Here is a 24,635-nt window from a genome sequence, read left to right as displayed (position 1 = left end):
ACTGGATCATATTTTGGTCATTCAATATTTCAGGAATGGGTGTATTACCAAATTATCAAATTGTAAAAAGCGATGATGATGAATATAAGTAAAGTAAAACAGATACATGACTTTGGCCAGAGTATATGGCTGGATTTTATTGACCGCAAAATCATTTTCTCTGGCGACTTGAAAAAATTGGTGGAAGAAGATGGTGTGAGAGGAGTTACATCCAATCCGGCTATTTTTGAAAAAGCAATCAGCAGCAGTTCCGATTATGACGCCGATATTGCTGAGCTGGCGATGAGTGGGAAATCGAACGAGGAAATATTTTTTGGTCTTGCCGTGGCCGATATCCAATTGGCCTGCGATCTGCTGGTGCCGGTGTATGACGAGGAAGGTGTGGTTGGTGCAGATGGTTACGTGAGCCTGGAAGTATCGCCATTTTTAGCGAAGGACACACAAGCGACTATAAAACAGGCACGCCAGCTTTGGGAAGAAGTTGGCAAGGATAACGTGATGATCAAAATTCCGGGTACCGAATCCGGACTTATTGCAATTGAAGAAGCCATTAGCGAGGGAATCAACATCAACGTCACTTTGCTTTTCAGTCTGGATCGTTACGAAGCCGTTGCGGAGGCATACATCGCTGGTCTGGAAAAAAGAGCAGCAACGGGATTGCCCGTAGATCATGTGGCTTCTGTAGCAAGTTTCTTTTTAAGCAGAATCGACATTTTGGTCGATCCGTTTCTGGATGATAAGGGATTGGGAGATTTGAAAGGCGAGGTCGCTATCGCATCCGCAAAACTTGCCTACCAGATATACAAACGCATGTTCAGTACGGATCGCTGGAAAAAACTGGCCGAAAAAGGAGCTGTACCGCAGCGTTTGTTATGGGCAAGCACCGGAAACAAAAACCCTGCATTTAAGGATACCAAATATGTAGAGGCGCTGATCGGGTTAAATACTGTGAATACGATTCCGATGGACACGCTGGAAGCATATCGTGATCATGGCAATCCGGCAAGCAGACTGGAAGATCATGTGGAAGCAGCAAGCGACGTTTTGAAAAGGATAAAGGCAGCCGGCATCGATTTGGTTGCAGTAACAAAACAGCTGGAAGACGAGGGCATTGAAAAGTTCAATGCGCCGTTTCAAAAACTACTTGATGCGATTGAGAAGCAGAGGTAAAATTTAATTTTAACAAAATAAAAAAAATCATGACAAAGGAAAAAACCGTGCAGAAAGGCGACAAGAAAGCTCCTGCCAAAAACCTGAAAGAAAAGCGCGCCGACAAAAAGGATAAACGCGATACCAAGCAGAAAAATGAATAACCTCCATTTAACATGTTAGCTACAAAAGCATTTTTATGGTATTGAAAATAGTACCGCAGACCACAATCCGGCTTTTGCCTTCAAGTTCGGCAGGGTAGGACTTTTGATTTTTACAAGGCAAACCCATCCCGCTCATTCCAAGAAATAATGATCCTCCAACTATGTCTTTGCTGAAAAATGTGATGTCAATTGATTTCAAAGACTGGTGTGAACAACATTTTACGGTCATCTGACATCTAAATAGAATTCGGTTTCTTTTTTTGTCCAGTCCGTAGAAAGCACATTTTTTACAGTTTGCTGATACTGGATCAGCGAAATAGGCTTTGTTATAAAACCATTTGCACCCAGTGTTCTGGACTGAGATATGTAGTGGTTGGTATTTGAACTGGATAGCATAATTACCGGAAATGTCCAGCTTTGCTTCCGTATTTCTGCAAGACATTCAAAACCGTTCATAAGGTGCATATTGATATCCAGAAAAATAATATCGAAATCCTGGAATTGTGTGAGCGTTGAAATCGCATCCAGTCCATTGTAAGCGAGTTTTAAGTTTATTGTGATTTGAAAATCTGAAATTGATTCTTTAAATACCAAAATGTCGTCCGCGTCATCGTCTACCAGCAGGATTGTCAGGGTCTGCAAACTAAACGGCTGGGTAAAAATGTCCATAGTAGTTTGAATATTTTTTATAAATGTGAAAACCAGGGAAACCAAAAATAGGAGTAGGCACAACAGAATATAAGACCATACCTGCACTTTGCACACAATTTCAGTATAATATTTCGTTTACGCCACACTAGCAATTAAATGCCGGTTCTTCTTGATTTTTTATCGTGTGGAATAGTTTATTACAGTAGTACATAGAATAATACAGGCTGTGCCAATTCAGATTTAAAACCTGCTTTGGGCACAGCCTTTATCTCACTAGTCCTCAGAAACAGGCTTCTGCTGCTCAGCCATGTGGCGTGCCTGCAAGGTATCAGGCGTTATATTTCCGATCGCCGTTTGTAGCTTATTTTTAAGTCCGGATACTACCTTATCTTTCCCAGCCATAAGCGCTTCGTATCCATCCTTGGCCACATCTGCCGGGTCAGCCATTGCGTCCTTATCCTGAATCGCTTTGCTGTCTAACATATCTGCTTTGTTAAAGAAATCCGTATCCGTGACTCCTGGAAGCAACGCCGTAACTGTGATAGCGGAATCTATTAACTCCTCTCTGATACCTTCTGTAAACGAAAGTACAAATGCTTTTGTACCATGATAAACGGCTTGCCAAGGTCCGGGAGCTTTGCTGGCAATGGATGCCAGATTCAGAATTTTGCCTGAGTTTTGTGAAACCATATTTTGCAAAAAAAACATTTGGTCAGAATGACCAGCGCGGAAATATTCAAATTGATGATGTTCAACTCACGCTCTATATCTACTTCGTCAAAAAGTTCATTCACACCCTGTCCGGTATTGTTCACCAATACTTCAACTGTGAGCCCTCAGCTTTGTATTTCGTATTATACTTCAAACACCTGCTCCTTAATAAATAAGTCTTTGGCCAGTGTGATCACGTCAATACCATTTGCAGAGAGTACCTGTTGAACCTGATCAAGCTCGGACTGATTACGTGCAACCAGTCTAAGATTGTACCCATCTCCGGCAAACAATTTGGTAAGTTCGTAACCAATGCCACTGGCTCCTGCTGTAATTAACGCGTAGTTATTCATTAGATATCCGGTTTAAGTGAATCGGCTGCATTAATAAAATTCTATGCCAATCAGTGGTGGTAATGCAAATCAAAACTTGCGGTTAAGAACTTAAAAGTAAATTAAGATAGAAGCCTCAAATAAAGATTTCAGATTGACCCGATAGTCAGCAGGTTTTGGCATATTTTTTATACGATCGCGCATCGAAATCTGCTAACTGGATCTATGACGGGGCAATTTCATGCGGATAATTTACATCACTATATGTTCACAAATATGCCATCAAAACTCATCACCGAATGTAGCCAAACATTGAAAGAAAAGGGGTTGACTATTGCCTTTGCGGAGAGCGCTACCGCGGGACGGCTTGCTGCGGAATTTTCACTAACCGAAAACTCGGGAAGCGTACTGAAAGGAGGGCTTGTCTGCTATGATGCCGAGGTAAAAACAGACGTTCTTGGTATTGACGCGGATTTTATTGAAAAATACACCGCTGAGTCTGAGGAAGTAACAGAAGAGCTCGCCATACGATTGAAAAACCTGATCAAGTCCGACGTACAAGCTGCCATAACTGGCCTTACCACACCGGGTGGTAGCGAAACTCCTGAAAAACCTGTGGGGACAATCTTTATTCACATAGTGATTAAGGATCGTTCGGTTGCAGTCAGGGAAGTATTTGAAGGTGCGCCTGAGGAAATTGTGCTGCTCACCGCGGACCTTGTTGCCAAAACCATTATCAATGAACTGAATTCTTAAACGATATGACAAAAGTTGAAATCGGTTACCATGCTTCTCATGAGCAGTTCAAGCCAAGTGAACTTACCAACTATGTGAAATTAGCACAGCAGGCGGGTTTTACAAATGCGCTTAGTTCTGACCACTTTTTTCCCTGGGGAGAAACCCAGGGGGAAAGCGGCTTTGCATGGAGCTGGCTTGGTGCGGCCATGCAGGCCACAAACATGCATTACGGAATTGTAAATGCGCCCGGCCAGCGTTATCATCCTGCTATTATCGCTCAGGCAGTTGCTACCCTTTGTGAAATGTTCCCGCAACGCTTCTGGATCGCGGTGGGAAGCGGACAATTTCTTAATGAACACATTACGGCGGAAAAATGGCCATCCAAAACGGAGCGAAACCAGCGGCTCAAAGAATGTGTCGATATCATGCGTGCACTTTGGGCTGGTGAGGCTGTTACGCACAATGGGCTGGTGGATGTTTACGACGTAAAACTATATACGTTACCTAATTATATTCCTTCAATCGTTGGTGCAGCACTTACCACGCAAACGGCCAAATGGGTGGGAAGCTGGGCAGATGCCATGATCACTACTTCGCGCCCGCAGGAGGAACTGAAACAAATGGTGGATGCATTCAGAGAGGGTGGAGGAGAAGGCAAACCTGTGTACTTGAAAGTGCAGTTGTCGTACGACATGACCATGGGAAAAGCTGTGGAAGGTGCTCACCAGCAGTGGAAAAACAATGTATTTTCATCATCACTATTATCTGATATCCGTTCCCCGATCGGCTTTGACGCTGCGGGAGCGATGGTAAGACCGGAGGATATGAAGTCTGGTGTCAGAATTTCCGATAGTGCCGATCAACATGTGGAGTGGCTGTCCCGGGATATTGAAGCCGGGGTTTCCCAGCTTTATCTTCATAATGTGAATTTGAATCAGGTGAAATTTATTGAGGATTTTGGGCAGAAGGTTATTCCGCAATTGATTGTTAAAGACATTCCTGCACATTCCATAGTTTGACGAAGCTTTCTGATTCTTGTCTAGTGCAATCAGCTATTGGCAATCGGCTATCGGTGGGGCTGCCCGACCTTCGGCTATCAGGTCTATTCAACAGAGAAATTTCGGACAGTCTGCCGACAGGCGATAGCAAAACTGTCTTGGGTTAGGTTCACCAATAATTTAGAACAGATATCTATGAATGCAACGACTAAACATCATTCATTTTTCTATAAAAACGGCTTGGGAATTGTCGTCCTTTCCCTGTTTGGGATCGCGCTAGTAGGCCAGATCTTTACTGGATGGCATGAGTACAATTCGGGATTGGAACAGGATGGAGTAGAGGCTGTGGGAATGTGGAATTACCTGCACAGCGGGCATTTTATCTCAGCTACATTCGAAAATTTCGAAAGTGAATTTTTGCAAATGGCGCTGTATGTGGTGCTTACGGTAGGCCTTCGCCAGCAAGGCTCCGCGGAGTCCAAGTCGCTGGATGAGCCCGAGGATGTGGATCGGGAACCAGTGGCTCGTCCTGATGCGCCGTGGCCTGTGAGGAAGGGTGGTTTTATTCTCAAATTGTATGAAAATTCACTTTTTACAGCATTCATGATTCTCTTCCTGATCAGCTGGGGATTGCATCTTTATGGAAGTTGGGTTGACCACAATGAGCAAAATGTACTCAATGGGAATCCGCAGGATAGTGTGGCAAATTACCTGACGCAGGCTAATTTTTGGTTTGAAACTTTTCAGAACTGGCAGAGTGAATTTCTTTCAATTGCAAGCATCGTTCTGCTCACCATTTTTCTGAGGCAGAAGGGTTCTCCCGAGTCAAAACCGGTTGACGCGCCCCATTCAGAAACTGGTAAATAAGATGTCATGTAAAACAAAAAAAGCTGACCAAATTTTAGTCAGCTTTTTTACTCATTCCCGATTTGTTTTACTCTACGCTTGCCTGCTCGTTTACATACGATTCGGCAAGTTCGGTTAGCAGGTGATCCGTTTCTCCTTCCTGATCCAGCGTTTGCTGTAACAGCGAAGCAACGTCCTCGTGACCCAGTGTTCTGGCGATGTTACGAAGTGTGCCGTAAGAAGCGATTTCATAATGCTCTACTTTTTGGGCAGCCATGATCAAGCCGCAATCACGAACCAAAGTTCCTTTTTCTGTGCTTTCGATGATTTCATTGGCTTCTTCAATCAGTCCCTCCATTGCCGCACATTTTTTTGCCTGCGCTTTTTCTCCGATGATTTCGAATACTTGCTCAAGTGTGGCAGCATGCTCCTCAGTTTGCGTTTTGTGAAGATCAAAAGCTGATTTCAATTCTTCCGAAGTTGCGTTTTTTGACATTTTGGAAAGTGCTTTTGCCAGATTTTTCTCTGCCCAGTAAATGTCTTTAAGACCGTCTACGAACAATTCTTTTAATTTTTCACCGTCTTGTTCTGTGATCTGTTTTTTGGCGGTGGTTTTGCTTTTAGTCGTTTTCATAAAATGAGTTTTTAAATGGTAAGCGTTGATTTATCGCAGCATACTTTACAAAATATCATGCCAGTGGAGGCCAGAAAAAATGTGTAGCTGATGCGTGTTTGAAGAATCAATTTTCAGTTAAAACATTCAGATTTATCTCCCTGAGATTCTCTCGTGCCGGTCCGGTCAGAACAGTTCCGTCAGTATCAAAACGCGCACCGTGACAGGGACAATCCCAGCTTTTTTCAGCATTGTTCCAGTTCACAATACACTTCGCATGTGTACATACAGGATCAAGTGCTTGCACATTGCCGGTGGAGTCCTTGTAAATTGCAAGTTTTTGTCCATGATATTCCACAATATCACCCGAGTCGGTCGGTAACTGGAAAACAGATTCGATTTTTTCCACCCCAAAACGGTCACCAATAAAACGCGCAACAACATCCGCATTCTCTTTAACGATTTCAGTAAAACCTGCAATCGGCTTGATGCGGCCAGGATTGAACAGTGCCTCATATTCGCTTTCGCCTTGAAGTATCAAGTCGCTCAAAACCATTGCAGAAACGGTGCCAAGAATCATTCCGTTTCCGTTAAAACCTGTAGCGGCGTAAATTCCGTCCGGTGCTCCGGGTAATTTGCCAATGTAGGGCAGGCCGTCTGCCGGGACGAAATACTGCGCCGACCATTGGGTGAAAACTTCCTTAACGGGATAACATTTTTTAGTAAACTCAATCAAATCTGCGAAAGACTGTTCCGGATCTCCATGTCCCGTTTTATGATCATGTCCCCCCGCAACAAGGTATTTTTGCCCGTCAATAACATGCGTTCTGAAATAATGATAAGGCTCCTGCATGTCGTAAACCAAGCCTTCCGGATATGCATCGTTTGTCAAAGTTGCGGCAATAACATAACTGCGATATGGGGCATTTCTGAAATGCAGTACGTTCACGCCACCCGGAGGAATATGCGTCGCATACACCACAGCTTTTGCCTTAATTTGTGTGGAATCCGATGTGGCAGTGTGCACATCCTGTTCGGATTCTATATCCTGAATAAGTATATTTTCGATCAGCACTCCACCGAGATTTATAAACTCAGCTTGCAGTGCGTAAATGTATTTCAATGGATGAAACTGCGCCTGCCCGTTAAAAACAATTGCTTTCTGGTAAGCTACATTCACCGGAACCTGAGTGGTTACGACAACTTCAACGCCAACCCGGATAGAACTTTCAAGAATATCGTCAAGCTCCTTGGTTTCATCGTCGGTTTGTGAATACACATATCCTTTTTTCCATTCGAAATCACAGTCAATTTTATAGGTCTCCACCAGCTCGTGGATCAGCTCCACAGATTCGACGATGGAGTTGGCAAACTGTTTTGCTGCATCTTTGCTAAACGCGCTTTCAACCTCGGCAAAAGTCGTGTCTGCAAAGGTGTTGATGTGAGCACTTGTGCCTCCCGTGGTGCCATACCCGGGATTGTGAGCTTCTGCGATCACACAGTGTAAGCCTGCTTTTTGAACCAATAAAGCAGTTGTAATGCCCGTAATGCCGGCTCCGACGATGAGTACATCATAAATTTTAGATGGATTAAATTCTGAAGCAGGAGTTAATGCAGAGGTATTTTTTTGCCACAAACTTTCGTTTCGTCCGTCGCGGGTGTTTTGATTTTTTTCCATAGAAGTTCAATTTTTAGCGTAGTTGATATGGTGGTTGCCTTTTGCAGTCGGCTTTCGGCCTTCGACTGGTCGTCCGCGATAGCCGGCAGCATTAAGAAGTTGGGATAGTGTCTTAGATGATGTCGCGATATTACCCGAAGGATTACTCTTTCCGGGCAATCGCATTTTTCACAGCTTTATTTATTGTCTTTGTATTTATACTTTAAAAACGGCATGGCTATGTTTAAACATATTGTGAAAATGTTGGTGGGGATGATGGGAATGTCTTTTTTTCAAAACCATAATAAACCCACAGCGCCTTACCGGTGAGCAACACAATGAACATGGCCATGGAAACCTCACTTGCCTTTTTCTTTTTGATTGTTGTTACCAGCTGCGGTATCACTGCGGAGGAAGTGCAAATAACGGCAACCAAACCGAATCCGTCTATGAATTCCATATTTTAATCATTAAGGTGAAGTTGCGGCAAGGCATTTCAATACAACCACAGCGTGGCCTATCACATTTACGGTATCAGCAGTTCCAATGATTTGATCGCCCTCCCCGATAAAATTTTCTGCTGTATTGATCACAATGCGCCACTCAGATCCGCATTCTTCGCTTGGAAGTACGAAGTCGGTGTGATCTCCGCCGGTATGAAAAATGATGTAAAAGTGGTCATCCTGAATTCTCTTTCCTTCTAGATCTACACACCTTATACCTCTTCCGTTAAGAAACACTCCAAAAGATCTCGCAATATCCTCGTCCCACTGCTGATCGGGAATCTGATGTCCATCCGGCCGAAACCACATGATGTCTTTAACATCCGAACCGGCAACCGGCAAGTCCTGAAACCAGCGGCGGCGCCTGAAAGTAGGATGCTCCTCGCAAAAGTGAATGAGGGATTTGGTGAACTCGAACAGGTTCCAATCCGCATTTTGCCAGTCGAGCCACGATATTTTATCATCGTGACAATAGGCATTGTTATTTCCATTTTGCGTCCTGCCGAACTCGTCACCGGCAACCAGCATCGGTACACCTTGTGATAGGAACATGGTGGTCAGCAAATTTCTTTTTTGTCTTTCACGAAGAGCCTTGATATCCGGGTCGTCGGTTGGCCCCTCCACACCGCAATTCCACGAATGGTTATTATTTTCACCATCCTTATTGTCTTCGCCATTCGCTTCATTGTGTTTCTCATCGTAGCTCACAAGGTCGTTGAGCGTGAAGCCGTCGTGCGCAGTAATGAAGTTCACACTGGCCGTTGGTCTACGGTAATCGTTTTGGTATAAATCGGGACTTCCTGTAAATCGATGCGCGAAAGCAGTCATTTTAATATCGCGCCCGCGCCAGAAGTTTCGAACCTGATCCCGGAACATACCATTCCATTCACCCCAGCCAGGAGGGAATTTACCAACCATATAACCACCATCACCAATATCCCAGGGCTCAGCAATAATTTTGACCTGGGAAATAATCGGGTCCTGATAAATAATACTAAAAAATGAACTCAGGGTATCAGTTTCATGCAGCGTACGTGCAAGGGAAGCTGCAAGGTCGAAGCGGAAACCATCGACATGCATTTCCGTGATCCAATAGCGGAGACTGTCCATGATCAATGCCAGTACATTCGGAAGCTGCACATTCAGTGTGTTGCCCGTACCGGTGTAGTCCATGTAGTGTCGCTTATCGTCTTCCACCAGCCGGTAATAAGACGCATTATCCAATCCTTTGAAAGACAAAGTTGGTCCCTGATGATTTCCTTCCGCCGTGTGGTTGTATACCACATCCAGAATTACCTCAATTCCCGCTTTGTGTAGCTCCCGAACCATTTCTTTGAATTCGGTAACCTGTGCGCCTGGCTCCCGGTTGCTGCTATATCTTGGATCAGGGGCAAAGAAACCCAAAGAATTGTAACCCCAATAATTGGTTAGCCCTTTTTCCAGCAAATGCTGATCCTCCACAAAATGATGTATGGGCATCAGTTCAACAGCGGAAACGCCCAGGTCTTTCAAATATTTAATTGAGATAGGATGCGCAATGGCTGCGTAGGTACCGCGTATTTCCTCCGGAATTTCTTCATTCAGTTTCGAAAATCCCTTTACGTGAAGCTCGTAAATAACTGTATTATGATAAAGAATATCGTGACGTTTATCGTCCTGCCAGTCAAATTCCGGATTGATAACCACAGCTTTTGGCATAAATCCCGCGCTGTCAGTGTCACTGAAACTGAGATCTTCCTTTTCACTTCCGATCTGATAACCAAAAACCGCATTTCCCCAATTTATGGTCCCATTAATGGCTTTTGCGTAAGGATCAAGCAATAGCTTATTTCCGTTGAAGCGATGCCCGTTTTCAGGTTCATATGGACCATAAGCCCGATATCCAAAAAGCTGTCCGGGTTTAAGTCCGGGAACATACACGTGCCAGATGTGGTGTGTTACTTCCTCAATCTTGATTTTAATATATTCGTCGGACTCATTTTCTTCTTCAAAAAGGCAAAGTTCTATACCATCCGCATTCTCGGAAAAAACAGCGAAATTAATTCCTTTTCCATCCCACGTTGCACCCAAAGGATACGGCTTGCCGGGTAATGTCAGCACCTGGTCGTCTACCGGTGATTCCAGCAATTCATTTTCTATACGCCTTTCCATAACATTGATTTTTTTAAATTTTTAATGTGTTGAGTTTGTCAATCGGATGGGTGCAGTAATAATTTTCGTGCCAACTGAACGCGGTTTTGAAACAACTTTTATAAGACAGGCGCACGTTGAGCCAGTAGCAAAACTTTCACCTAAAACAAAAGATTATGAAATCGAAAACTTTCGCAGTCCTTGGCATCGCAGCCATTTTACAGCTGGGATGTTCCCAAAACGAGAAGAGTCAGAATGAGCTGACCAAGGCACACCGATCGATTCAACAGTGATTGGTAAAGACACAACTTCTGCGGATGTGCGCGACCACATTGAGCAAAGCGATGAGCAAAAGCGGGCAACCCCAGGGCGTGATACGATAAATTCGGATGAGAGACATTGAGAAAAGAGTGAAGCACCCAACCAACCGGAAGGTGCTTCACTCTTTTCCATTTTATACCACCTGCTCTTCACAAATCAGCTGTAACTGATCAAATGCTTCCACCAGTGCTTCGTACGGCCGGTAACCGGTCATGATCAATCCTTTGCCTGCTTTTGTTAAAGTCATTGTCGGGAAGCGTCCGATTTTGTTGTAGCTAATCTGCCTCAGATCATTACGGAATGCATCCCGGCTCAGCTCATTGTTGTATTCATTTTCAAACCGGTCAAAATCAAAAGCTACGGATTTACTTATATTTAAATCACCTGCGATTTTCAGTAAAATTTCCTTTTTCGATATATCCAGCGAATCGACCATCACAGCTTTCCAAACTGCCCGTAGATACATTTCCGATGCTTCAAAACTTTGCAAACCTGCCGTTTTTACAGCAATGCAGGCAGGGTAGGAGGAAGCAGGCGGATTTTCAATCCAGATCAAATCGTTGATTTCGGCTCCCGTTTTGTGCTGCGCTTCCATCCATATCGGTCCCATTTGTGCAGGTCGGCTTACAGAATTGAACGGATCGTTGAATTTCTTCCAATCCGGAATCATCCCACCCATGCAGTAAAAGTAGGTGATTTGATGTTTATAATTTTCGATGAAACGTTGCCAGTGAGGCTGCAATGCCCAACTCCAGCAACAAAGCGGATCGGTGTAAAAAACAATTTTTACCCGATCCGCCTGATGTGACGATAAATCCAATTTAGTGTTGGTTAAAGTTCCGTGGCTATGCCGCCGAATTTGTCGTAAGTACTCCACTGCTGGTCGATTTCGGCAGTTGCACTTATGATTTCTTCACTACGCAGCTTGCTCAATTCTTTTTCCAGCTCTTTTATAGTTTTTTGAGTACGGTCGGTCCCGGTTGGCGCCAGATTGGTCAATCCTTCCGTTTCCAATACCTGCTGCAATGGATCTTCGATATACTGCCAGGTTTCGCCAAGTTGTGTGCTGATGCCCTGATTCCACGGACCAGTCGCATCCTGACCGCTCGACATGTTGTAGTAAGTATTGCTGTAACGCGGATCTCCTTGCAAAATGCCGGGAGGGAAATTAGGTTGAATCGTGGCTAGTGCCGCCTCAAACATCTGATAATGTGCAATTTCACGAGTCATCAGGAAGCGAAGTGTTTCTTTTACATACTCGTCATCCGTGAACTTCATCAGATATTCATAGACGATTTTGGCACGGGATTCCGAAGCGATGTTAGACCTCAAATCCACCGTCAGATCACCGTTTGCAGTAACGTAAGCCGCCGTCCAGGGAATTCCGTTGCTGTCCGTCAGCGCAGGACCGCCACCGGTAAGTACTCCAAAATGCGGGTTGATAATTGCTTCGTGAATGAAGTCTTCTTTCGCCTCCTGTCCGTCCAGCAGTTTCATAATCTCTGATTCGTCGGAAGCATTTTTGAGCTCACCGTTCACGCCGCTCAACAACATTTGAATGGTAGCGCCAACAATTTCCAGGTGACTGAACTCTTCAGTAGCAATGTCCATCAACAAATCATACTTGTCCGGATACGGATTTTTGACGCTGAATGCCTGTACAAAATACTGCATTGCTGCTTTGAGCTCTCCGTTAGCTCCTCCAAATTGTTCGAGTAGCAAACGTGCAAATTTCGGGTCCGGCTTCGAGACCCGCGCATTGAATTGTAATTCCTTTACGTGATAAAACATGGTGTAATTGGTTTGGTTTTTCAAATGAGAATCCCGCCCCTTGTAAAAACTTGTGCCATTGGAATCGCGGCCTGGTGAGAATACTTATTCTACACTTGTGGGGAATTGAACAAGTTCTAGTATGAAGTAATTTTCAGGGCGCTTCTGGCAGGATTTTTATTGGTGCACGGCGATTTTAAAAAAACGAACAATTATGAAATGTGCACATGTATCAGATTTGCAGCAGGTTTACTTGCTTTCACATACGCCCTGACATTTTGCCAGCCGCAAGTGGTTGAACACCTGCCGGACGATGCCTGGGTTGCCAACTGGCAACCGGTATTTTTCAAAAGGATTATATCTGATGTGCAGCTACCCGATGACTCCGCAGAGTATAAGAAGACAAAAATTTACGTGATTTACAGAGCAATGGAGAAAATTGATAAGTCAGAAGAATTACTTAAACAAGGAGATTTAAGCCGCAGAAGATACCTTGGCGCATTTCTTTCAAGAACCGGCAGGATATTTAGTACGCTACTGGACTACAGTGTTTTAGGTAGAGAAGATATAAACCTTACCACAAACGATCAATTGACGAATAATGAGATGATGTCGGCAGGTAAGGAATTTGGTTTTTATTAAAGCTATCACTTCACTTTCTTAACGGCATTTACAATTTCATCAAGCGTGCCGGTGATTATTGTAGACATTTTGCTTTTGCTTAACATTTTATTCTCAGAATCCAGCGCCCCTGTGAATTTCGTATCCTTTTTATCCGTCAGCATTTTCCAGCCCGTTTTTAGCATGTTTCCGTCCGTAACCCTCGCATGCATGGAAACATCCTGACTTCCTTGGCGAGGATGTTTATAATCTTTTCCAAAACTCCGCTCATATTTTACCTTGATCTTGGAATTCTGAAAGCAGGGAGTCTTTTGGTGACGTTCATTGTGAACCTACGCTCGCCGGCAATGGGCACGTCCACTTCGAAAGATGCTTCAATGCTGTAATTCGCACTATCTATTTCTTGTCCTCAAAGTATTTCAAGACCTCTGCCATCGGTTTGGACAGTAATTGCATTGGCAGCGTCAAAGTTGAGCTGCCGGAAGAACGAATGCTGATCGGCTTTTCGTAGGCACCTTCAATCACCTTCACAGAATCTATGTAAATCGTGTAGTTCAGTTTTTCTGTTTCAATGTCAACGGATTGAAGACCGTGTTTTTACTAATTACTTTAATTCGGTCCGCATCGCTATCTGTAATTTGAGCAGAAGCAACCCCAATTGTTGGCATCACCTTGTTTACTGCTTTATCTTTCGCCTTGTCAGATCCCGGCGACTTCCACCATCAAAAACCCGCTCCAACCAAAAGCAGCGGTACAGCTATCACGATCAACCATTTATTGGATTTCATAAAATCAGGAATTAAGGATAGAAAAAATGCTTGGGCACTTGTAAATTCCTGTGCCAGAAGCAGGTTGGCGTAGTACGGTCTTCAAGTATTTTATACAGATTCCAATTTCCCCATTTATCAATAAATCTGCATTAGCGGGCATTCCTCTTTGGCATAGTTTTTACTAGCCCACTGCGAATTTTTCAAGTTAACCAACTCATCTTATGAAAACGAGTGTACTTATTATTTCCTGTATTGTGCTAGCCGGGGTATTGGCTTTTTCTGATCGTTTCCAAAGCGATTCACCTGACAAGGAATTCGTATTGGCTGCCGCAGATGGCGGCATGCTGGAAGTAAAGCTTGGTGAACTTGCCACCAAAAATGCGACGATGCCAAAATTTAAGGATTTTGCTAAAAGGATGATTACGGACCACACGAAGGTGAATGGTGAATTAAAAGCGCTGGCTGGCAAGAAACAGATCACCATTCCATCGTCGCTTAGCACGGCAAAACTGCAGGTGTACGACAGCCTCGCTGCTACAACTGGTGAGCAATTCGACATGCTTTACATGAATATAATGATTGCCTCACATGAAGAAACAGTCGGACTTTTCCAGACTGAATCGAGTGGTGGTAATGATCCGGACTTCAAAAAGTGGGCAGGTTCAAAAATTCCAGCATTAAAACATCATTTGAAAATGGCTCAGGAGTTGTTTCCAAATAAGACAAAAGGCTCAGGACATTGAGTAATTTTTTTCAATTCGGTTTACAATTAAGCTTTGGGATGAAAAAGTCTGATGCCATTTATCTGTTTATACTCGTTGCAATTTCCTTCGGCTGTGGTGGAGGAAATACTTCGTCTAATGTAGAAGCGCCGGGAGATGGAAAAACCGGAAAAGATAAGGTGCTTACTGCGGGTGCTGACATGTTGCAATCCAAAACGCCTCTTAAAAAATTTAGTACTTATCTTGACGGATTCACTTTTTCAATGGTAACATCAACGCCCAGATGGAGGCGCACCATTATGTAAGTCAGCTGAATGAGGATTTGTATCAGGCAATTATTTTTGACGGAAATGAAGAAGATGCAAAGATTATGGGAGTTGAATACATCATCACAGCGCGGATGTTTGAAAAACTTGATTCGGAAGAAAAGAAGTTATGGCACAGTCACAGTTTTGAGGTGAGTTCAGGCACGCTTATCGCGCCCGGAATTCCTCTCGTTGTCGAACACGAACTGATGGAAAAGTTGGTTTCAACCTATGGGAAAACGATTCACACCTGGCATACCGATCAGGAGCGGACGTTGCCAATAGGTATACCCATGATTATGATGGGATTCACAAAAGAAGGACAATTGCATCCGGAATTGCTTGCAGATCGGGACAAACGGTTTGGAATTTCAACACAAAAAATAAAAGAAAATCGTCGGAATATTCCGATGCCAAAGCCGGATCCCGATGCCAATGCATGGCAAAAAAGGGAAGTGAGGCAGCTGATTATTTCGAATAAATCAGATTCTGCGGCGGATATGCATCGGAAGAAATAAAAATTGTGAATCAAAACGTGACGATTTTAATTCAAATCTTTCTTTCGAGCCAAAAGTTGCAAATGGACTCGACGGTCATCTTTAACAATGCAAAATCAGCCGGCTTCATGATCACAGCATCTGCACCTGCCTCGTAGCACTGCAACACCTGTCCATCGGGCATATAGCTACTCATGACCACTACGGCTGGTTCGTATACTGAGGTATCGTTAGCTGGTAGACTGCTTTTAAGCATTCTCAGTAATTGCAGTCCATTCATTCCAGGCATGTGCAGGTCAGTTAGGATGAGAGACGGTCTTACCGGCGCATTCTTCAATTGTAAGGTCAGCATGTGCTGATGGCAGGCTTTGGCGTTTTCGAAGAACGTCACAGCATATGGCCTTTTCAATTCTTTCAGCAGTTTGAAAAAAATAAACTGAAAGTCGGCATTGTCGTCAACAACAAATATTTCGCGTGTCATAAATTATGAGTGCAAATAGATCTCGGGAAAAACTTATAGCAAAAATCTGCCCACAGTACCGGAACTGATGTTTCAGTTGAACCGTTACGGCAGGCAGATTGCGAATTGAGGAGTTTGACTGGTAACTATTTTATTAATCAAAATCTCCTGCACGATTTACTCATCATCTTTGTCGTGTCCCTGGGTTTTCACGATCTTGTTATATACTCCAAGTAATAAAAAAGGTGCGGCCCATTGCCCAACAAACAAAGCTGTATGTTTTCTTCCTGCGATTTTCAATGCCAGCGATGTGGCCATGGAGCCCAGGGCAGCCCAAAGGAATATATCCGATGGTAATTTTGCTGTTTGTTCTTCAATTGCCTCGGCCACCTTGCCCTCGCCATGTGTACCATCTGTCAGATTTTCCATATCGTTTAACTTTTTAGTGAGGCGCCTTGTTGTTAAAAATCGTACCTGCACATATTGGGGAATTAATTGAGGTGTGGTCATTATTGGTTGTAATATCCTGTGGAAAATTTCGGATGGTTATATCTAATCATGCTGTGGCACAGCGTGTTCGCTATTGGGAAATATTTGATGAGGTTCTGGCATAATTCTTATCAATGGGGCGTCAGCTTTTTACTACTTAATCTGTTTTAAATATGATCACCAACACGCCAAAAGACCTGCTATGTTTTTCCCACCTCAGGTGGGATTTTGTATTCCAGCGCCCGCAACACCTTATGACACGGTTCGCTGAAAGAGGAAATGTTTATTTCCTGGAAGAACCCGTGTTTGACAACCCGGACAAACCTTACCTTTCATTTAAGAAAAAACAGGCCGGATTATGGGTTTGCCTGCCTCATTTGCCTGTCGGTTCCACACCAGATGATATCATTAAAATGATGAATATACTGCTCGTTACCTTTTTTGAGAAGCGTGATTGCAGCAACTTTATCTTTTGGTATTACACACCAATGGCCTATGAGTTTTCAGGCATGTTTGCTCCGGCAATAACCGTATACGACTGCATGGACGAGCTGGCTGCATTCGCTTTTGCACCTCCGAACATCAAATATGTGGAACAAAAACTTCTTCAAAAAGCCGACCTTGTTTTTACTGGCGGAGTGAGTCTTTACGAAGCAAAAAAGAATAGCCACCACAATATCCATGCGTTTCCAAGCAGTATAGATAAGGTACATTTTGGAGCGGCGAGGAACAACATTACGCCACCGGCAGACCAGGCTGCTATTTCGGGAATAAAACTTGGCTTTTACGGTGTTATAGATGAACGTTTTGATCAGGAATTGATCCGGGAAATTGCGAATCGGCGTCCCGACTGGCACATTATTCTAATCGGACCTGTTGTTAAGATAAACCCATCGAAGTTGCCAACTGCGGATAACATTCATTATCTCGGAGCCAAAAGTTACAACGAATTGCCTGCGTATCTTTCTGGTTGGGACGTGGCAATGATTCCATTCCTGCTCAATGAATCCACCCGTTTTATCAGCCCAACAAAAACACCCGAATATCTTGCTGCCGGAAAGCCGGTTGTTTCCAGCGCGATCAGGGATGTAGTTGCCCCTTATGAGGAAATGGGGTTGGTAAGCATTGGCAGCGATGTCGAATTATTTATAGCGGCGATCGAGTACGAACTGACTAATTCGGCAGATAGGCAGTGGCTGAAAAGTGTAGATGAATTTCTTGCGGATAAATCGTGGGAAGATACATTCTCATCCATGCTGCAATTGATGCAAAAGGTCTGGAAAGAATCCAAACCAGTCGTTTTGGTCAGAAGCTTAAAAAACGTCAGTTGATTATGTTGAATCAAACAGCCGGAGAGATGAACATAAAATTTAAAAGCTTTTGGATGGCCGGCTTTGAGTGCACCGATCAGTTGAATGCAAGTGGGGATAGGGTGGATCTGCTTCAAATTACCGGTCATCTGGATATTATACGGGAGGATTACGCGCGCATCGGTTCCCTGGGAATACGGACAGTGCGGGAAGGAATCAGGTGGAGTGTGGTTGAATATTTACCGTATCAATACAACTTCAACACGGTTTTGAGTATGATGATGGCCGGTAAAGAAACGGGTGTTCAGCAGATTTGGGACATTTGCCATTTTGGTTATCCCACTGATCTTAGCCCCTTCCATCCGCATTTTACGTCCCGATTCGTGGCGCTTTGTGAGGCCTTCGTTCATTTTTATGTAAATCATAATCCGGGCGAAATCCTGTATGTTACGCCAATCAATGAAGTGAGTTTTATTTCGTGGCTTGGCGGCGAAGCGGGCGCTACCGTACCATACTGCACGGACTCTGGCTGGAAGGTAAAATACGCACTTGTGCGTGCATACATTGCAGGGATTAAAGCAATGAAATCGATCAGCAAGCAGGTCAGGATTGTGACAACAGAGCCGCTGGTGAATATGGTGCCAGGTCTGAATCCGACAACCGAAGAACTGTTTCAGGCAGAAGTTGAAAACGCGCAGCAGTATCAAACCGTAGATATGCTTTGTGGTCGCCTGTGTCCGGAATTGGGTGGTAGTGAGGATCTTGTGGATATTCTAGGTTTTAATTATTACTATAACAACCAGTGGATCATAGGCGGTTACGAGTTTTTATGCTGGACGGACCCCATTCCCGATCCGCGTTGGCGTGACCTGGCCGACTTGCTGGAAAGTGCTTACCTCAGATATGAGAAGCCATTTATTTTATCCGAAACAAGCCATCCAAAAGAGGACCGGCCTCGCTGGATTAGCATGATCTCGTCGGAATGTGTGAAACTCATTGAGCGTGATTTGCCTTTGCTCGGAGTTTGTTTGTATCCCATCATAGATCGGCCCGACTGGGATCATCCCGAAATCTGGCATCATTCGGGCCTTTGGGATCATGATTTTTTGGATAAATACAGCCGCATATTACATCAGGAATCGGCCGACGCACTTCATATTGGGCAGCAATTGATTTCTCGTAGTCTGGAAAATAAAGTTGAAGACACATTTACACCTTACTTATGAAAATTGGGGAGAAGCTGGTTAAAAAGTTAAGTAAAAAGTACGTTCCGGAAGAAATGATCCACCATGAGTTCGAGCGTTACGACATCAGTTTCAAAACGGACGCAGATGGAAATCCCATTTTACTGTTTATTGGTACCCGAAAAGAAGACGGCAAGATCAGAGGTGAATACTTTTCCAGAATTTTGATCAAAGATAAAAATGGAGCAGTTCTCAAAGATTATTGGGATCGGAAGGGCAAAATTTAAACAGGATGTAGCTTTTCCCGGATCGTGGGAAAATAGCTGTCGCTCATCCGTTGGTCATATTAAATGCTTTTGGATATCTTTCGCGACTTTTTTTCACCTTTAAAGGCTGATAGCGTCAACCCAAAAATGACGTGTGCAATCACGAGTTGTGTGTAAAAACCTGTGCGATGTGTTTTAGGTGGATTGTGATGGTTTTTAAATAAAAGACTCCATGTCACAACTCCTGCTCCTCCTGCAAGTAAGCCATACAAAAGTCCGTTTTTAACGGTTGAGCGCTTTTTACCAAGGCTCAATAGTACTTTGTAAGCACCGGCAAAGCCGACTCCGGTCAGAAAATGCAATCCCCATCCCAAAGACTTTGATGCCTTCTCGCTGGTATTAAATGATTTTTTGACAAAATCCCCAAGCAATTTCGGCTCCTTAAAATTCTCTCCTTCTTTTTTTGAAACGATATAGCTGAACAGTGTCATTGTAGACGTAGCTGTTACGGCTGATATCAGGGTGTTCCGGAATGGTTTCATTGTTTTTTTTATAAAGGTGAAAGGTCGAATTTGCTCAATTCGTCCGCTTGTAAAAAACGTGTGCCATGAAGTAGCCACCGTAGAAAATGGATTGCAAGTATCCAGTATTTCCAAAACAATTTATTGCACCTGTTGGGTAATGAATTGGCATGATTTTTAAGTGAGCGCGCCATCTGATTTCTTTCAACATCAATTTTAAATACTGAATTATGTTAGCAATGAATTACCGCGGCCCCTATCGCATCCGCGCAGATCGCGACAGTCCTATGCCGGAGATCGAACATTCCGGCGATGCAATTGTGAAGGTTACCCGTTCCTGTATCTGCGGGTCGGATCTTCATTTGTATCATGGTCTGGTGCCGGATACGCGTGTTGGATCTACATTTGGACATGAGTTTATCGGCGTGGTAGAAGAAGTTGGCGCTGATGTCCGTAACCTGAAAGTTGGTGATAACGTACTTGTTCCATTTAATATTTCTTGTGGTAAATGCGTGTTTTGCGAGCAGGAACTTTACGGAAACTGCCACGAATCCAATTCACAGGCAACGGCTGTCGGCGGTATTTTTGGGTATTCCCACACTGCCGGAGGATACAATGGCGGACAAGCAGAGTACGTACGGGTTCCGTATGCGGATGTGGGTCCGATGGTCATTCCTGATGACCTGGGTCATGATGATGCGGTGCTATTAACCGACGTGGTACCAACTGGTTATCAGGCAGCAGAAATGGCCGGCATTAAACCTGGCGACACGGTGGTGGTGTTTGGAGCTGGACCAATCGGGATTATGGCAGCGAAATGTGCGTGGCTTTTTGGAGCTGGTCGTGTCATCGTTATCGATCACATAGAATACCGTCTGGAATTCGTCAGGAAGTATGCGCAATGTGAGGCCTACAATTTCAGGTCGTTGGAAGATCCTGTGCTTTTTATCAAAAAAACGACCGATTGGTTGGGTGCCGATGTCTGTATTGATGCCGTAGGCTGTGAAGCTGCCGGAAGTGCAATTCAAACCATTACCGGACGAAAATTAATGTTACAGGCAGGGTCAGCAACTGCCTTGCACTGGGCAATAAATTCTGTAAAAAAAGGAGGAATCGTTTCGATTGTAGGTGTTTACGGGCCAACCGGAAATATCATTCCTATTGGCAATGTAGTAAACAAGGGAATCACAATCAGAGCTAATCAAGCTTCTGTCAAACGCCTTTTACCGAGATTGATTGAGCATGTAAGAGCTGGCCGGATTGATCCGAAAGGGATTATTACGCATCGTGTTCCATTGGAAGAAGTCGCCGATGCGTATCACATTTTTTCTGCCAAACTAGATAATTGTATCAAAACAGTCCTGATTCCATAATCATCCGGAAACCAAAATTATTATGAAAAAAATACTTGAAGATTACAGCCATATAAAAGGGTGGGGGATTGACCAAAACCCCAGTGACGTACCGGCTTACCCAATGAAACACCGGACTGAGAACGACAACAAAGGCATGATTTGGGAAAGACCAGCCCAGCAGCCGGCGATGGTGGAAATCCTGCAATCAAATGAACGACCCACACTTTCAGCTGTGTTTGGAACGCCGGTTCCGCCTTCGGGAGTGAGCGGAAAAATCCGTCGTTACGCCTTTAAATACAGTGAATCCCATGCCATGCATTGGCTTGCGTTGCTGCTTGCTGACCGCGTACAAATGTTCGAAGGCGTAGCTGATGATTTCAAATCAGGACATGTGCTGGACCTTTTTACCGAGCTGGGTGGACATGCCGAGTTAAAACATAATCCGTTGGGTTTAGCTAAAAAAGCAGCTTGCGGCATTGCAGTAGTTGCCTTGGTGGTAGTACTGCTGAGAAGGAAATAATTTCAATTAACATAAATAAGAAAATCATGAAAAAGTTAAATCTAATAATCTGCGTTGCATGGGTTCTGTTTGTCACCAGCTCCTGCATGAAGGATAACGACAATGACATACCCGATGCAGTTTCCGCAACTGATAGAACATTTATTCTAAACGCGGCCGACGGGGGAATGTTTGAGGTAAAAGCCGGTGAACTTGCCGTTACAAAAGGTGATACTGCCAGATACGTAATTCACGCCTCCCCAACGAGCGTGCGGACATACGGCCAAATGATGATTACTGATCATACAAAAGCAAATGAGGAATTGAAGACACTTGCAGATCGCAAGCAGGTAGCTATTCCTGCCACATTGAGTGCTGCCAAGCAACAGAAAATCGACAGTCTTTCTTCTGCAAGTGGAGCTGCATTTAACACCATGTACACAAAAATGATGGTGGTTTCTCATCAGGAAACAATCGCTTTGTTCGAGGCAGAATCCAGCATTGGCGACGACAATGAGATCAAATCATTTGCATCTGGCAAACTCCCGACTTTAAAACACCATTTGGATATGGCTGTTATGATGCGGGAGTCAATTAAGTAATTGGGAGGATAATGAATGATAATACGGAGCGCTACCAGACAGGCGCTCCGTGTTGCGATTAGATACCTAAGGTATTTTCAATTGGAATTTATTTATTATGCAGGCACAATTCTTTGGCCCTACGAGCCAACTTAACGAATCTATAACATGAAAAATCTTAAAAATATAATACTCGCATTTTCGGTAGTCGTTCTGCTGTCGTGCGGAATGAAAGAAGGTTCTGAAACAAATTCCAGCGGCAGCGGATCGGAATCGCAGACTACACCGAACGACAGTTCGGGAGCAGACAGCAGAAAAGCAATGGGTGTTGGGGAAGATAATCAGAATGAAGTGTCAGGTTATCCTTCAAATCAATCGAATCTGAACAGCGATTCTACAAGAACAAAACATGATATTGACACAACCACAAAAGGATCTTCTAAGGATAAGCCTAATAAGCATCAAAGTCAGTAACTCTGATAATAGTATTATAGAAAGTATCATTCATGACAAAAAGGCGACCGAAAGTCGCTTTTTTGTTTTTTATTGTGATTTCTGGCATGCATTTATTGTAAAATCCTCATCGAAAATTTTCTATCTGAATACAATACTCATCGTCCATCTAATGAAAACACTTACATTTTCGTCGCGGGTTGTGCTGGATGGCTTGCCTGTCGGCTTCTCCGGTATATTTAAAATGCTTCACCTCGAAACTGGTCAACTGTACAACTATCGTGTTCATATTCCAAAGCACGTTTACATCGGAACCCAGGTGAAGGGAATGGGTAGCCGGGCGGAGGACGTAAAATGGTGGGAGTGTATGTATTATGCTTTAACAGTTTTTATCCGGGAGTTTAATGCCGAATACGGATATTTGCCTTCGGATGCGAACAAATATCAGGACCGGCGCCCGTACACCTCCGACCTGGAAGCATTTGGTAAAAAAATATATTTCATGGTTGAAGGTTCAAAACGCAGGTCGCTGGAAGAAAAGCAATTGGTACTTATTGATAGTTCAGATGCGGTGCCGCACCAGTAGACTGATCCTTCTGCCGGTCTGTTGACGGACGAGTGTTGGTATAGGTTATTGCAAGTTTGTTGTGGTCAACCCAGTAGTGACACATGTGTACCAACAATTGTTTTAATTCGTCAAAATCGACGGGTTTAATAAAAAACGATGTAGCGCCAATTTGGTAGCATTTGTTGATATCTTCCTGGCTGGCCATGCTGCTTAACATCACTACCGGAATAGTTTGCCAGTGAGTAACGACATTGGATGGTGTCTGACGTAACATTTTAACAGCTTCAAATCCATTAATCGTTGGCATTTTCAAATCCATAATTATCAACGCAGGTCTTCTGCCTTTGTAATTTTCATCAGACTGTAATACCATGTATTTGTAAAGTTCTGCCACACCCTGAAAAAATCTTACGTGGTAGTCTGGCAAGAACCGGGTAAAAATCATTCTAACGATTTGACGGAAATCGGAAGAGTCTTCGACTATGAAAATTTCCTTTTGCATCTTGTGAACAGGTTTTCGGTTTTAACAATTTTATTTAAACAAAACAGTATTCTACCAAAAGCGGTGAAGATTTTTGAAATCATTTTTCCAGTGCATCATATTACTATTTTTAGTCATGAAAGTGTTGGCGTTGGAAGCATAGCTTGCCTTCATATCGTCAGGATCTTCTGAATTGGTAAACACCACCACCGGCAATGAGCCCATACCTTTCAAAACCAATAGCTGTTGAATTTGTATCAATAGATCAAGACCTTTATTACTGGTTGGCAGGTATAGATCCATAAGAATTAATTTTGGGGGCGGAGTAAATTTTGACCAATGATGACTGATGTCAAGCAAAACATCGCGAATATGGGTGTATTCATAAATGTTAGTAAACGGCATACTTTCACGAATGGCCAGCCTAAGAAAGTAAAGCTGATCTTCGTCATCTTCGATGATAATGATACCTCCTGATCGTTTTAACTGTTGAGGTGAATTTTCTGCCGGGTGGCTTGCATTCAAAAAACAGACATCGATAGCCTGTACAAGGCGCGCAAAATCCTGATGGAAAATCGGTTTTTCAATAAATGCGTTTACCCCACGATTGTAAGAATCCCGGACCAAATATTCGTCAGAGGTGGTAGATAACATCACCACCGGAATGTGTTTGTATGACGTATTTGATTTTAAGTAAGAAAGTGTTTCAAGGCCATTCATACGTGGCATGTTCATGTCCATGATGATGACTGCCGGTGTGTTAGTTGCTTTTTCCTGCTCTAATGCATCAATAAGCAAGTCTCCGGAGCTAAGTTCCAAAATCCGCACATCGGAGATTTCCTGTTCCATTGCCATTCGAATAAACATCCGGTCATCCTTGTCGTCATCTGCCGGGTAGATCGTTTTCATTAAATACACATATTTAACGTGGAGTGATGTACACGGAAAATATTCTAAAAAGTTGTGCCTG

At 43.6% G+C, this 24,635-nt stretch carries 32 protein-coding genes; 16 read left to right on the top strand and 16 right to left on the bottom strand.

The genetic code is table 11. From position 1 onward, the window contains the following. The first annotated feature begins 72 nt into the window (after nucleotides 1–72). Nucleotides 73–1,170: a transaldolase gene (gene tal, locus LZG71_RS21015; protein ID WP_233823707.1), complete on the top strand. Its 1,098-nt coding sequence runs from the start codon at nucleotides 73–75 to the stop codon at nucleotides 1,168–1,170. Nucleotides 1,171–1,332: 162 nt separating this feature from the next. On the opposite strand, the gene LZG71_RS21010 is transcribed toward tal, so the two are convergent. The 4 genes from LZG71_RS21010 to LZG71_RS20995 all read right to left on the bottom strand — a co-directional run bounded on the left by LZG71_RS21010 (nucleotide 1,333) and on the right by LZG71_RS20995 (nucleotide 3,028). Further along, entirely contained in the window at nucleotides 1,333–1,512 is a 180-nt protein-coding gene (locus tag LZG71_RS21010; RefSeq protein ID WP_233823705.1) for a hypothetical protein, read from the bottom strand. A gap of 26 nt (nucleotides 1,513–1,538) precedes the next feature. After that, nucleotides 1,539–1,982 carry a response regulator gene (locus LZG71_RS21005; RefSeq protein WP_233823703.1) on the bottom strand — a complete coding sequence of 148 codons (444 nt, stop codon included), beginning with the start codon at nucleotides 1,980–1,982 and terminating at the stop codon, nucleotides 1,539–1,541. A gap of 255 nt (nucleotides 1,983–2,237) precedes the next feature. Next, nucleotides 2,238–2,654: an SDR family oxidoreductase gene (locus LZG71_RS21000; protein ID WP_233823701.1), complete on the bottom strand. Its 417-nt coding sequence runs from the start codon at nucleotides 2,652–2,654 to the stop codon at nucleotides 2,238–2,240. A 164-nt stretch (nucleotides 2,655–2,818) separates the two neighbouring features. Then, nucleotides 2,819–3,028: an SDR family NAD(P)-dependent oxidoreductase gene (locus LZG71_RS20995; protein ID WP_233823700.1), complete on the bottom strand. Its 210-nt coding sequence runs from the start codon at nucleotides 3,026–3,028 to the stop codon at nucleotides 2,819–2,821. Nucleotides 3,029–3,283: 255 nt separating this feature from the next. On the opposite strand from LZG71_RS20995, the gene LZG71_RS20990 reads away from it, so the two are divergent. The 3 genes from LZG71_RS20990 (at nucleotide 3,284) to LZG71_RS20980 (ending at nucleotide 5,610) form a co-directional block, all read left to right on the top strand. Further along, the gene (locus LZG71_RS20990; protein ID WP_233823698.1) at nucleotides 3,284–3,763 is read left to right on the top strand and encodes a CinA family protein; all 480 of its coding nucleotides are present in this window, start codon (nucleotides 3,284–3,286) and stop codon (nucleotides 3,761–3,763) included. Nucleotides 3,764–3,768: 5 nt separating this feature from the next. Continuing rightward, nucleotides 3,769–4,764, top strand: coding sequence for a TIGR03885 family FMN-dependent LLM class oxidoreductase (locus LZG71_RS20985; RefSeq protein WP_233823697.1), 996 nt, complete (start codon nucleotides 3,769–3,771; stop codon nucleotides 4,762–4,764). A gap of 174 nt (nucleotides 4,765–4,938) precedes the next feature. After that, nucleotides 4,939–5,610 (top strand): DUF6766 family protein, encoded by a 672-nt coding sequence (locus tag LZG71_RS20980; RefSeq protein WP_233823695.1) that lies wholly within the window; start codon nucleotides 4,939–4,941, stop codon nucleotides 5,608–5,610. Nucleotides 5,611–5,677: 67 nt separating this feature from the next. Here LZG71_RS20980 and LZG71_RS20975 read toward each other — a convergent pair whose 3' ends face one another. The 6 genes from LZG71_RS20975 to LZG71_RS20950 all read right to left on the bottom strand — a co-directional run bounded on the left by LZG71_RS20975 (nucleotide 5,678) and on the right by LZG71_RS20950 (nucleotide 12,604). Then, nucleotides 5,678–6,223, bottom strand: coding sequence for a ferritin-like domain-containing protein (locus LZG71_RS20975; protein WP_233823693.1), 546 nt, complete (start codon nucleotides 6,221–6,223; stop codon nucleotides 5,678–5,680). Between the two features lie 106 nt (nucleotides 6,224–6,329). Continuing rightward, nucleotides 6,330–7,880 (bottom strand): FAD-dependent oxidoreductase, encoded by a 1,551-nt coding sequence (locus LZG71_RS20970; protein ID WP_233823692.1) that lies wholly within the window; start codon nucleotides 7,878–7,880, stop codon nucleotides 6,330–6,332. 223 nt (nucleotides 7,881–8,103) lie between these two features. After that, on the bottom strand, nucleotides 8,104–8,319 hold the full coding sequence (locus tag LZG71_RS20965; RefSeq protein WP_233823690.1) for a SemiSWEET family sugar transporter: 216 nt from the start codon (nucleotides 8,317–8,319) through the stop codon (nucleotides 8,104–8,106). Between the two features lie 10 nt (nucleotides 8,320–8,329). Beyond that, nucleotides 8,330–10,513, bottom strand: coding sequence for a glycogen debranching protein GlgX (gene glgX / locus LZG71_RS20960; RefSeq protein ID WP_233823688.1), 2,184 nt, complete (start codon nucleotides 10,511–10,513; stop codon nucleotides 8,330–8,332). Nucleotides 10,514–10,946: 433 nt separating this feature from the next. After that, complete coding sequence (locus LZG71_RS20955) at nucleotides 10,947–11,633, bottom strand: DsbA family protein (RefSeq protein WP_233823686.1); 687 nt, start codon at nucleotides 11,631–11,633, stop codon at nucleotides 10,947–10,949. 11 nt (nucleotides 11,634–11,644) lie between these two features. Further along, nucleotides 11,645–12,604, bottom strand: coding sequence for a manganese catalase family protein (locus LZG71_RS20950; protein ID WP_233823684.1), 960 nt, complete (start codon nucleotides 12,602–12,604; stop codon nucleotides 11,645–11,647). A 198-nt stretch (nucleotides 12,605–12,802) separates the two neighbouring features. On the opposite strand from LZG71_RS20950, the gene LZG71_RS20945 reads away from it, so the two are divergent. Then, entirely contained in the window at nucleotides 12,803–13,225 is a 423-nt protein-coding gene (locus LZG71_RS20945; RefSeq protein ID WP_233823682.1) for a hypothetical protein, read from the top strand. Nucleotides 13,226–13,230: 5 nt separating this feature from the next. On the opposite strand, the gene LZG71_RS20940 is transcribed toward LZG71_RS20945, so the two are convergent. Then, the gene (locus LZG71_RS20940; protein WP_233823680.1) at nucleotides 13,231–13,416 is read right to left on the bottom strand and encodes a hypothetical protein; all 186 of its coding nucleotides are present in this window, start codon (nucleotides 13,414–13,416) and stop codon (nucleotides 13,231–13,233) included. Between the two features lie 779 nt (nucleotides 13,417–14,195). Here LZG71_RS20940 and LZG71_RS20935 point away from each other — a divergent pair. The 3 genes from LZG71_RS20935 to LZG71_RS20925 are packed head-to-tail and all read left to right on the top strand — an operon-like array spanning nucleotide 14,196 to nucleotide 15,519. Then, nucleotides 14,196–14,717, top strand: a complete 522-nt coding sequence (locus LZG71_RS20935) for a DUF4142 domain-containing protein (RefSeq protein WP_233823678.1) — start codon at nucleotides 14,196–14,198, stop codon at nucleotides 14,715–14,717. Between the two features lie 38 nt (nucleotides 14,718–14,755). Further along, on the top strand, nucleotides 14,756–15,001 hold the full coding sequence (locus LZG71_RS20930; protein ID WP_233823676.1) for a hypothetical protein: 246 nt from the start codon (nucleotides 14,756–14,758) through the stop codon (nucleotides 14,999–15,001). Beyond that, a complete protein-coding gene (locus LZG71_RS20925) occupies nucleotides 14,980–15,519 on the top strand; it encodes an OBAP family protein (protein WP_233823674.1) in 540 nt (179 codons plus the stop codon). The genes LZG71_RS20930 and LZG71_RS20925 overlap by 22 nt, the downstream gene beginning before the upstream one ends. Nucleotides 15,520–15,550: 31 nt before the next feature. Here the strand turns inward: LZG71_RS20925 and LZG71_RS20920 are convergent, their stop codons facing one another. Continuing rightward, the gene (locus LZG71_RS20920) at nucleotides 15,551–15,979 is read right to left on the bottom strand and encodes a response regulator (RefSeq protein ID WP_233823672.1); all 429 of its coding nucleotides are present in this window, start codon (nucleotides 15,977–15,979) and stop codon (nucleotides 15,551–15,553) included. Nucleotides 15,980–16,135: 156 nt separating this feature from the next. After that, nucleotides 16,136–16,387: a hypothetical protein gene (locus LZG71_RS20915; protein ID WP_233823671.1), complete on the bottom strand. Its 252-nt coding sequence runs from the start codon at nucleotides 16,385–16,387 to the stop codon at nucleotides 16,136–16,138. Nucleotides 16,388–16,620: 233 nt separating this feature from the next. Here LZG71_RS20915 and LZG71_RS20910 point away from each other — a divergent pair, with 233 nt between their 5' ends. From LZG71_RS20910 to LZG71_RS20900, 3 genes are read left to right on the top strand one after another with little or no spacing between them, the layout of a single operon-like run. Continuing rightward, on the top strand, nucleotides 16,621–17,778 hold the full coding sequence (locus LZG71_RS20910; protein WP_233823669.1) for a glycosyltransferase family 1 protein: 1,158 nt from the start codon (nucleotides 16,621–16,623) through the stop codon (nucleotides 17,776–17,778). Beyond that, a complete protein-coding gene (locus LZG71_RS20905) occupies nucleotides 17,679–18,983 on the top strand; it encodes an amine oxidase (protein WP_310587771.1) in 1,305 nt (434 codons plus the stop codon). Before LZG71_RS20910 ends, LZG71_RS20905 begins: the two co-directional genes overlap by 100 nt. Next, nucleotides 18,980–19,228, top strand: coding sequence for a hypothetical protein (locus LZG71_RS20900; RefSeq protein ID WP_233823667.1), 249 nt, complete (start codon nucleotides 18,980–18,982; stop codon nucleotides 19,226–19,228). Before LZG71_RS20905 ends, LZG71_RS20900 begins: the two co-directional genes overlap by 4 nt. A 59-nt stretch (nucleotides 19,229–19,287) precedes the next feature. On the opposite strand, the gene LZG71_RS20895 is transcribed toward LZG71_RS20900, so the two are convergent. Continuing rightward, the gene (locus LZG71_RS20895) at nucleotides 19,288–19,749 is read right to left on the bottom strand and encodes a hypothetical protein (RefSeq protein ID WP_233823665.1); all 462 of its coding nucleotides are present in this window, start codon (nucleotides 19,747–19,749) and stop codon (nucleotides 19,288–19,290) included. A 209-nt stretch (nucleotides 19,750–19,958) separates the two neighbouring features. On the opposite strand from LZG71_RS20895, the gene LZG71_RS20890 reads away from it, so the two are divergent. From LZG71_RS20890 to LZG71_RS20870, 5 genes are all read left to right on the top strand, one after another. Then, on the top strand, nucleotides 19,959–21,101 hold the full coding sequence (locus tag LZG71_RS20890) for a zinc-dependent alcohol dehydrogenase (protein ID WP_233823663.1): 1,143 nt from the start codon (nucleotides 19,959–19,961) through the stop codon (nucleotides 21,099–21,101). Nucleotides 21,102–21,123: 22 nt separating this feature from the next. Continuing rightward, on the top strand, nucleotides 21,124–21,603 hold the full coding sequence (locus LZG71_RS20885) for a hypothetical protein (protein ID WP_233823661.1): 480 nt from the start codon (nucleotides 21,124–21,126) through the stop codon (nucleotides 21,601–21,603). A gap of 26 nt (nucleotides 21,604–21,629) precedes the next feature. Beyond that, entirely contained in the window at nucleotides 21,630–22,184 is a 555-nt protein-coding gene (locus LZG71_RS20880; RefSeq protein ID WP_233823659.1) for a DUF4142 domain-containing protein, read from the top strand. Nucleotides 22,185–22,331: 147 nt separating this feature from the next. Continuing rightward, entirely contained in the window at nucleotides 22,332–22,637 is a 306-nt protein-coding gene (locus tag LZG71_RS20875; RefSeq protein ID WP_233823657.1) for a hypothetical protein, read from the top strand. A 151-nt stretch (nucleotides 22,638–22,788) separates the two neighbouring features. After that, nucleotides 22,789–23,202: a hypothetical protein gene (locus LZG71_RS20870; protein ID WP_233823655.1), complete on the top strand. Its 414-nt coding sequence runs from the start codon at nucleotides 22,789–22,791 to the stop codon at nucleotides 23,200–23,202. Here LZG71_RS20870 and LZG71_RS20865 read toward each other — a convergent pair. After that, nucleotides 23,168–23,686: a response regulator gene (locus LZG71_RS20865; RefSeq protein WP_233823653.1), complete on the bottom strand. Its 519-nt coding sequence runs from the start codon at nucleotides 23,684–23,686 to the stop codon at nucleotides 23,168–23,170. The genes LZG71_RS20870 and LZG71_RS20865 overlap by 35 nt on opposite strands. A gap of 51 nt (nucleotides 23,687–23,737) precedes the next feature. After that, complete coding sequence (locus LZG71_RS20860) at nucleotides 23,738–24,574, bottom strand: response regulator (protein WP_233823651.1); 837 nt, start codon at nucleotides 24,572–24,574, stop codon at nucleotides 23,738–23,740. Between the last annotated feature and the right edge of the window lie 61 nt (nucleotides 24,575–24,635).

Origin of the sequence: Dyadobacter sp. CY312 (assembly GCF_021390535.1) — a bacterium.
Taxonomy (GTDB): Bacteria; Bacteroidota; Bacteroidia; order Cytophagales; family Spirosomataceae; genus Dyadobacter.
The sequence above is the reverse complement of the archived record's forward strand: the minus strand, read 5'-3'. Positions and strand labels throughout refer to the sequence as shown.